Genomic DNA, 9,768 nt, shown 5'->3' with positions numbered 1-9,768 from the left:
AGTTGTTTGTCTAGTTTATAATAGTGGCTGTCTAGTTGTTTAGTCTAGTTGTTTAGTCTAGTTGTTTAGTCTCGTTGTTTAGTCTCTATTGCTCGTGTAATTATCCGAATAGACATACCACAACTTCAAAATTCATTTTCATCTTGGGTGATAGCATGCTGTAAGCTAACACAGAGAGGTCGTTGCCATTAATGATAAGTGATTAAAAGGCTCTTTAATCAACCCGATAGGTGAAATGCGCGGCTCATAATTAGTGCGTTTGCATGTAAAAATGGGCTAGTATTATGGCAAGCTTTGGTTGATAAAAAATCATATGAAATAAGTGCGTTACCAGAGCTTCTAACATTATTATAAATAAAAGGCTATTTTAGTAACGACAGGTGCAAGGGGATGCCAAAAATCAATAGCTAAAGCAATCTTCGATAAAAATGCGAATTATTTACTTGCAGTGCAAGCAAACCAAAAAGCGTAACTTACACAAATCAAAGGCACTTTATTGCCTAAATTAGCTCAGCAGAGCTGACGGCCGAAGAGTTATTAATGTTAGCATGACAACATTGGCAAGTAGAAAGCGATGCGCAGTACAGCTTATATTGAGAAGGTATTGAACTTATAATGTGTTTTCATACTCTTGCCCAGTATAAAATTTCGGCAAATACGGGGCTGATTTACTGCACTGTGAATATATTTTTTACACTGTGTAAGAATTTTGGCGCTATTTTAGCAAAGAGTTTATTATTTTTTATACCATGCTGACACAACATCATATGCGATGATTTTTGTGCGCGTATTACGATATTTTTATAATTATGAAACTCTATAATTTCAATGGCGCTAAAGTGTGGACGAATATGCTTTAGCAGTTGGATCAAGGCATCTTCGGAATCAGGATTTAAATTAAATAGTATTTGCCCATTGGGTAATAATGTGTGTGTGACTTTTTGCCAAAATTGCGGTGGTAGTAAAAAGTTATTGTCATGATATGTAGATAGAATATCCATGGTGATCACGTTAAATTTAGTGTGTGTAGTATCGATATATACGTGGGCATCCTCATGAATTAGCGTCATAGGCTTAAAATTAAAGTGTTTTTTAGCGCAATTACTTACATTTTTACTTAGTTCAACGCTAACACAGTCAGTTATATTTGCAAATTGTTGTTTATGTATATAGTGCAGGCTGCGTTCTATGGCAGCAGTGCCTAAGCCTAAATTTAATACAGTATATGAAGGCTGTTCGGTGAGTAAAAACAACATTAATGCTTGGCAGATTGGTGTAACGAGCTGTTCAGGTTGCGGTAAATACATTACCCCTTGAATGAGGTTGTCTGAAAAAGTTAGCCATCGATGCTGAGCGTTTTCATACACAAAAAGTGAAGTGCCGGATGTATGTATTGTATCTATCAAATATTGCTGGTGTGTGTCTCGTTCTAAGTCATGCATACTGGGTTTTATAATATCAGCATTTTTGGTGATTATAGAGGTAATTGTACGTGTTTAATACCACTGGCTTCATTGTTCTGGTCAACTCCAGCCGATGACTTTGCTTAAAGGATTTTCACATATTATTGGTGACTGAACGTTATTAGCTAAGTGCAACTTTTCCTGATTGTAATACTTCATATTCAGCAACACAATGTTTGATGTGATCACGAGTTGGCTGAGCAGCTTTTATTTAGTAACCAATTATATTTCAAGTTACCAAAGAGCTTTTCTACAACTGCTAGAACAAACAAGATAGAGTGATAAACAGTGCACCTGAAAACTGGTTAAAGCTTACAACACAATTTAGCAAAGTGTTTAAAAGGGCTGAAGGGCGACCTAATAAGCTTGATGGCTACTATGTACATTTAGAGTACACATTTAGAAGTAAAACGGTGAACCAGCATCAGCTAATGTGAAAGCTATTCGCTTAAATAACTCAACAACACAAAACACTTAACACCAATCATGCTGATAAAGTAGGCAAAGCCGCGCCTAACTTTTTTCAATTATCACTTAAACCCTCGGATAAAACTAAAAATAGTAGAAAAGATGTACTTTTGGCGTAAAACAATATCGAAGGAGCTGGCTTTGCGTGTCCATTTTTTGATATGTTGACTGTCTTGTTGATTGTTGGTGGTTTTGCATTATTAAATAAAAATCTATAAAGAACAGTTTTGTATAGAACTGGTTCACAGTTGCTTATATAGAATGAATATGAGTAGGGTGGACTCTTTGTTTTTTTAGGTACAATTGTTGCGAAATAGGAATTTATAAAATTTAACAAATATGAAAGCTTCATTCGCTGCACTTACTTTAGCTTTATCGTTTGCTACACAAACAGTATCAGCTCAACATATAACTTCTTTGGAAACTGATGGTTATTATGCCGCGTTTTCAACATCACAGCCTAAATCTGGTGAGCGAATATCATGTATTAACTCGGCAGTCGCTGATAAGTGGTCAATAGATTTAGGCGCCGCTACGGGAAAAGGGCTCTATACTTTGTTGGTTGCTGCATATGCCAGTAAGAGCAGTATTAGTGTAGAAAGTGCAAATGATTGTAATGCTAAGCCGGGCTATGAAAGAGCTAAAATGATAATAGCATTACCAGCTAGCAAATCGACACCCATTACTACTGAGCCAGCAATAAAAATAGTAGGTTTAATTAGTTGTGCAAAACAATGTGCGCGTAAAATGACGCTGCAGGATGAAGCCGGTCAAGATTATGTTCAACATAAAAACGGTTATACGTGCGTGAACTCTACGCAGGTCTTATGGGCCGCTAATCACATACCACGACCACGCAGTATAAGTGGTGATGAATGGAGTTATACTTATGCTTGTGTTATTAAAAAATGATGAAACCACTGTTTAGTTTTGATTTTACTCGGCATTTGTAATGTTACTGAATGAGTTATAAGTTATGCTTCACTGATAAATGCTCTCTCTAAATTAGGTTGTTTTTTGGTGAGTATTTATCTTATTAAATTAACCGGCTTATCGGTTATTTAATAAGGTTTATATTACTTGTAGTGACAGATAAAATGTACTTCCAAATTGTTAGTCGCTCAATATTGCTTGAATATCCTTGTAGATAGATGTTGGATCATATTTTGTGGCAACACCAGTCACGAAATGTGATGAGTGATTATACTGCTAAAAGAGTATAGATATAAGCTCTATAATGTAGTCAGGAGCTGGCTGCCACAGTATTCTTCAAAATTAATTAACACTTAATTACACTAAAAAAGGAAACCTATGTATTTACGTTTATTCGTTTTTGCTTGCGTTAGCGTTATGACAAATAGCGTGTTTGCAAATATACCTGCTGCAGTAAAATCTGTTGAGTTGCAAGAAGACTTAGTTCGTTTTTCATTACATAAGGTAAAGTCACATTCTTTGCCTAACTGTGTTACTTCTTCTGCTGCGCTTCGCGAACAGTGGGCTTTTTATATTAATGATACGCGTGGTAAAGCGATGTATACCATGCTTATGACTGCGGTTGCTAAAAGCCAAAAAGTGATAGTCACAAGTGCGCAAGCATGTCATGAGCAAATTGAGCTGGTGTCTAGTTTAAGTTTGCAAGTACCAAATGAAAGCGGGAATACCGCAGATACAGGCAGCGGTAAAGTACATTTATACAAAGCTGATGGTGTGACTAAAGTTGGGGTAGTGATAAGTGCTGTGGCTTCCACACAAGCAGGTCATACTGGGAGTGTGACTTATGCACCAGTTAATAACCCAACGGTTATTAATAGTTATTTCATGCAAACTGATCCAGGTGGTAATATCATGTTTGCGGACCCAAACTGTAAGGGTAACCCTTACTTATTTACAAACAACCAGACTGATAGGTATTTGCGTGTAAAATATTATCAATCTGAAGAGTATAACGTTAATGGTTTTATGCAAGCCAATTTAAATAAACCTGCATCAGCGCTGACTCATACCCAACTTTATTGGATACAAGGAGCAGACAGGTGTATAGCTGCGGGCAAGCCAGACAAATACCATGCATTAGAGCCCGCTATTCATCCATTATGTGGTAGTGATTTATGCATTATTAAATAAAATTGTTAACATCTGTAGTGACAGATGTGCAATGAACTTTCAAGCAACCGTTAGCTCAGCGTTGCTTGAATATTTTGCAAGGTATATTACTTTTTGATAGCAATACCAGAGAGCCTCTCATAGCCTTGTGTGTGTTCGCAGTCCCAACCTGTAATTAACTCAACGTTACTTTGATCTGACATTGCCCCAAGCAATAAAGCATATAGCTTTTGTCCTTTAACTGTGGAAATATCAAGCCCCCATTGATGCTGCTTGTTTTGTTCAACACACCCTAAAGTACCTGTTTGCTTTTCAGGGGTTACAGTAATGATAGCCAAGTTCTCCTGAAGCTTAACCTGCTCGATTAAAGATGCAGCCGCCGCGCTATTGCTCATTGCTAAAAAAGCAATGAAGATGCTACATACTTTAAAGGTGCCTATGTATTTCATGTGTTTAACCATGTGTATATTAAATTTGAGTAAAACGCTATTATACTGGCCTTTTTTATTGTGTCGAGTGGTTCTAATCGGTACAATGGGAAAGTTTTTTATTGAGTAATAGTTAATTATCACGGTGCTGTCGTAATTATTTACGAGCAAGTAATGCATGGTAATTTTAAAACATAATCCTCCTTTACAGCAAATAGGAATATCTATGAAAAAGTGGCTAGTAATATTGTCAACGTTATTGGTGCTAGCGCCTTGGAAAAGCATGGCATCAATTGTTGAGTGTGCCGATGCTTATATTGATACCATAGCAATAGAAGCCGAGCGCCCTGATGTGCCGGAATTAAGTGGCACTATGTTAATTAGTTTCAAAGACGCCAGCGGTAAGTTATACAACTGTGGAATGGGGGGCGGTCTTTATGCTTATCTATCGGCAACGAAAGAGCCAGCGGTATTTAATGCTATGATGTCAATTGCTTTTATGGCCAAAGCAAACAACTTACCTGTTCGTTACTTTATTATTTCGGATAGAAAAATACTAACAGCAAGAGAGCTATCAGCAATTCAACTGCAAAGTAATGTTGCAGGCTTTCACGATTTATAAAATTAATAATAACAAAACCTAAGAATCCCTATGATTAAGAAACACCTGTTAGTAGGCACCATTGCATTATCTTCGTTCTTTCCATTAAAGAGTTTGGCAGAAGATTTATATCTCCCTATATTAATTGACTATTTTATGGACGATGCACCTTCTATGCATAGGGGTTCGATAAGTTTACCATTACGAAGTGATACCGGTGATTACCAATTAAACTGGCAGATGGCTGGGCACAGCAACAACTTTGTGTTAGAGCAAAGTCTTAATGCGGGTGCAAATTGGCAAATAGTCTATCAGGGTAATAATGACTACTTTAACCAATCAACATCGGTCTCAGGTACTTATCATTATCGAGTTCAATCATGTAATACAGGTACTGATTGTACGAACTTTGTTTATTCTCATCCTATTTTGGTTAATGCGTTAGCGAAAGGGCCTAGCAGTGTGACTGCAACGCAAAACGGTAATGAGGTTGAAGTAAACTGGTCGCAAACATCGCTCAATAACAATGCTACACCACAAAAAACAACAAAAGTGCAGCGTTTTTTGAGTGCTCTAACGGGGCGCACATTATCAACTGAGCTTGAGTATGAGCTGTTTGAAAGTAAAAATGGCGATGACTACCAGCATGTAATGACCAGTACAGGTACTCAAGCAAACCTCACCAAAGTTGATAATACAACATCACGCTATAAAGTCAGAGCGTGTATTAAAACCAACAGCGATACTTGTTCAAAATACTCCGCTCCCTCTAATGGTGTAGGTGGTCTTGAAGCACCAAATAATGTACATGCATTTTTAGAGCCTAATCCTAACTCATCCCAGCTTTATCCAACTAATAGCATCAAGGTTTTTTGGGAAGCGGTCATATCACAAACAGAAAAAGTGAGCTATGTTGTTGAGCGCTCACTTGATGGCAGCCAATGGCTTGAAGTTGCACAAACAAGTAATCCTGAATATATAGAAGTCGCGCCAGCGCAAGGTGAGCATGCTTATCGAGTAAGATCATGTGACTCTAAAAAATGTTATGAAGTATCGAGTTCAACACCACGCGTGCAGGTGCAAAAAAATACCAAATGTAGTGGTTCACTCAGTAACTTAAGTATCTATACCGATGGATATAGTTACTATTTGCAGCGAGTAGCACAACACAGTAAGACTAAGCTAATACCTGGTGTATCTTTGATCCCCTATGGTTCACAATCTTATTTAAAACAGCAACAATGGAAAATAACACCACAGAATAACTTCCTGATAGATTATGCACTTGAAGCTATATCAGCCGATGAATTTAGTAACGCACAGCTTACAAAATTAGATAAGCCATTAGAGTGTAGTGTTAATGTAAACACTAATGATGTTGTTATTACATTACGTAGCCCAAATGGGCTATCAGACTTATCATGGCAAGCTCGCAACTTATCAGTTGATTTATTTGCTGCAGACTTTTTTAATAAATTCACTCCAGTTGGAAAAATTGCGTTAAATTATGATAAAACCCAGCGTCAATTGACGTGGTTGGCTCCTGAGAACGCGGTTGATTTTTATCAATTGGAATATGCAGAATGTGAAAATGAGTGTAAGCAGGGGGTTAGTAGTTGGTTACGTCATCCTCAGATAAAGGGAACACAGCTTGCAATATCGTTGCAGCCTGAGCTGTTCTCTAAATATGAATATATAGTGCGCATTCGCGGTTGTACTAATAATGATCGCTGCGGGGTATGGAGCAATATCGTAGAGATTGAGCGTAATAGAGACTATGCAGATACCTTCACAGGTGCAATCAACGACACTAGATTGCATGATATCTCAGCCCCAACTGCTGATGACGTAGGCACGTTGCCCGGCTCTGCGGGCGTAAACGGCGGTGCGGCCAGTTATAACCTGCCCATTCAAATTGCGCCGGGTAGAAATGGCGTACAGCCTAAGGTGTCGCTAAATTACTCTTCACGTGCGGGCAATGGTATTGCTGGTGTGGGTGTGAGTTTGTCGGCAGGCTCGCAAATAAGCCGTTGTAGCGCCACGTATGCGCAAGATGGTTTTACCCAAAATCCACAATACAACAGCAACGATAAACTGTGTTTAGATGGCCAACGTTTAATTGCTGTATCGGGTAATTATGGTGAAGACGCTACCGTTTATAGAACCGAAATAGAAAGCTTTGTACGGGTTACTCAATCCGGTAACTTTAATACCGATAGATCGTCATTTACTGCTGAGTATGCAGATGGCACATCGGCTTATTTTGGCCCAGGTGACGACACGCGTGTTATTCATCAAAAGAAAGAGTTAGTTCATACTTGGCTTATTAGTCATCAGCATGATGCAACCGTCAAAAACTATGTGCATTACATTTATGAATTGTTTGGTGCTGGCGAACGTTTGCTCACCAAAATCTTTTACACTGGCAATAGTTTTACCGATAAAGGTCAACAGCATGTGCAGTTTGTGTATGAAGATAAAGCCAATAAACGTTCTGGGTATATTGCAGGTGGCTATTATGAGTCGACCCAAAAGCTAAAAACCATTATCGCCTACACCAATACCAGCACCAAAGTACGTACTTATAACTTAACTTATGAAACCAGTCATATATCTGGCCGTGATTTATTAAAAACCGTGAATATGTGTGTGGGTTCTAAGTGCTTACCAGCCACCACATTTGCATGGCAAAACAGCAGCGCACAAAAACTTGAATTTGAGCCAATGAGTGATGCTAACGGTACAATGCTTTATCAGGGCGTTGAAACGTTGTCGTCGGTGTTACCGCGAGGTGACCATAACGCAGATGGGGTACGTGATTGGCAAGGGTACTACGTGGATTCCGAAGGGAATTCAACGCAACACAATATGACCTTTAACGCCTGTCGACAGAATATTTTTACTAGGCAACACGAATGCCATGATGGCGACTTTGACCAAGATGGTAAAAGCGATCAGTGGGTTATTGAATCAGGTGTATTAAAGCTAACATTTAGCGGCTCGGGTGATGATTTTAATACGGGTATAGCCATGCCAACTGACATTAGAGTGGGATTAGATGACAGTCATATCCGCCAAATTGGTGACTTTAATGGCGATGGTTACCCAGACATTTTAGTCTATGTGGGTGATAGCACTGACATGGAGTCACATCCTGTTGTTGAGCTGTATTTACATACGAAAAATTTATCGCAGCCTTACCTTAGCTCAGCCTCACACTCATGGCAGTTAGACGTTGCGAATATGGGGAGGTCATCACATGCACTGACAAGCGAAATAAGTGTTGTGGGTGATATTTCGGGCGATGGTACATTAGATGTGATGTTGAGTGATACAGGGGTGAGTGCAGGTTCCGATGAGCCTGCACACATACAACCTTTGCCTGTTAAGTTTTGGTTAGGTGATGATAATTTCAACACGGAGATAATCTCACCAATTAAATTTGAAGACACCTCAGTGTTTACGCCAAATTTAAGTTATTTTATCGATATTAACGGCGATGGATTACCTGATTGGATAGGCGGAAATTCTGGAGGTATCAAACACAGTTTGACCTATCGTTTAAACCAAGGCGGGGGGTTAACTTTAGTGCGGCGCATACACTTGAAGGCAATGCGGGTATTGAGAATCGGCGACAAACTTTCAGTAATGGCTCAGATGGTACTGATACACGAGATATTCCTAAATACTATGCCGCGTTCAAGGTTGAGGATATTGACTACGATGGTATACCTGAGTTACTGATGCCGGGAACCCGAGTTTACGAGTCATGCCATCAAGTAACCAATGCGGGTAAAGCAGAAAGGCGCTGCGGTGCAAATATATATAGTGATTACTTTCCTGGAAAAGGAGGGGTAGGTGCAGCACAGTCTCCAATAGATGCACAGAGCAATGACAAAAGCATTTATCAATTTGACGCGCTTAAATTTAGTAAAAACTCAAATGGTACGTTTGCCATAACAAAAGTAGCAACCGATTTAATCGGTAGCGCCTACGACTCAGCCTTTGTTGATGTGTATGGAACAGGCTTGCGTAGCTTTGTGTTTAATCACTATTTCTTTTTATGGGGTAGAAACTCACTAGGTGACGAACAGGTTGCAACAGATTTCAGCCAGTACGCTGACACCTTAGGCGTTTACATCAACCGTAACTACGGTGCAGGTACGGGCGCAACCGGCGCTGACTACGCACCAATTGATATGTTGCAAAAGGTAGAAAATGGCGTTGGCGTGATCTCTGAATGGTCACAACGTCCACTCACCAGTTCATCGGTTAATTACCAAACAGGTGCAACCAACGAAGATAACGACGCAGGCTATTTTAACTTTGCGTCAAGCATGTATGTGGTGAATAAATTTATCCAAAGCAATGGTATTGGCGGCACAAACACCAAAGAGTATGGCTACTTTGGTGCCATGTATAACGCTCAAGGCCGAGGCTTTATGGGCTTTAAGTCGGTGATTGAAAAAGATGTTACGTTAGGGGTTGTTACCCGATCTGACTTTAACCAGATATTTCCATATCAAGGTAGGCTTACGCGTCAAGCGCAGTTTAAGGTGGCAGATTATGAAGCGCGTAGTAGTGAGTTGCTCAAAGATGCAACGTCAGAAATCAACGCAATTAGCTTTGCAGACTATTTGTGGGGTAAAAACTCAGCGTATAATGTGGCAGGCGTTTCGCACATATATAAAGTGGCTAGCACGTT

At 39.4% G+C, this 9,768-nt stretch carries 7 protein-coding genes; 5 read left to right on the top strand and 2 right to left on the bottom strand.

Annotated features, from left to right (window positions below):
• Positions 1 to 668: 668 nt before the first annotated feature.
• Positions 669 to 1,442 (bottom strand): class I SAM-dependent methyltransferase, encoded by a 774-nt coding sequence (locus tag SANK73390_RS11880; RefSeq protein ID WP_462766217.1) that lies wholly within the window; start codon positions 1,440 to 1,442, stop codon positions 669 to 671.
• 828 nt (positions 1,443 to 2,270) lie between these two features.
• Here SANK73390_RS11880 and SANK73390_RS11875 point away from each other — a divergent pair.
• Positions 2,271 to 2,843 carry a hypothetical protein gene (locus tag SANK73390_RS11875; RefSeq protein ID WP_462766216.1) on the top strand — a complete coding sequence of 191 codons (573 nt, stop codon included), beginning with the start codon at positions 2,271 to 2,273 and terminating at the stop codon, positions 2,841 to 2,843.
• 399 nt (positions 2,844 to 3,242) lie between these two features.
• The gene (locus SANK73390_RS11870; RefSeq protein ID WP_462766215.1) at positions 3,243 to 4,055 is read left to right on the top strand and encodes a hypothetical protein; all 813 of its coding nucleotides are present in this window, start codon (positions 3,243 to 3,245) and stop codon (positions 4,053 to 4,055) included.
• An 86-nt stretch (positions 4,056 to 4,141) separates the two neighbouring features.
• Here SANK73390_RS11870 and SANK73390_RS11865 read toward each other — a convergent pair whose 3' ends face one another.
• Complete coding sequence (locus SANK73390_RS11865) at positions 4,142 to 4,483, bottom strand: hypothetical protein (protein WP_462766214.1); 342 nt, start codon at positions 4,481 to 4,483, stop codon at positions 4,142 to 4,144.
• A 205-nt stretch (positions 4,484 to 4,688) separates the two neighbouring features.
• Between SANK73390_RS11865 and SANK73390_RS11860 the strand changes: the two genes are divergently transcribed.
• The 3 genes from SANK73390_RS11860 to SANK73390_RS11850 form a co-directional block, all read left to right on the top strand.
• The gene (locus SANK73390_RS11860) at positions 4,689 to 5,084 is read left to right on the top strand and encodes a hypothetical protein (RefSeq protein WP_462766213.1); all 396 of its coding nucleotides are present in this window, start codon (positions 4,689 to 4,691) and stop codon (positions 5,082 to 5,084) included.
• Positions 5,085 to 5,114: 30 nt separating this feature from the next.
• Positions 5,115 to 8,807 (top strand): SpvB/TcaC N-terminal domain-containing protein, encoded by a 3,693-nt coding sequence (locus SANK73390_RS11855; RefSeq protein WP_462766212.1) that lies wholly within the window; start codon positions 5,115 to 5,117, stop codon positions 8,805 to 8,807.
• Positions 8,807 to 9,768, top strand: a 962-nt coding sequence (locus SANK73390_RS11850) for a toxin TcdB middle/N-terminal domain-containing protein (protein WP_462766211.1), incomplete at its 3' end; no start/stop codon positions are given. The genes SANK73390_RS11855 and SANK73390_RS11850, both read left to right, overlap by 1 nt.

This window comes from Pseudoalteromonas sp. SANK 73390 (assembly GCF_054966645.1).
The sequence above is the reverse complement of the archived record's forward strand: the minus strand, read 5'-3'. Positions and strand labels throughout refer to the sequence as shown.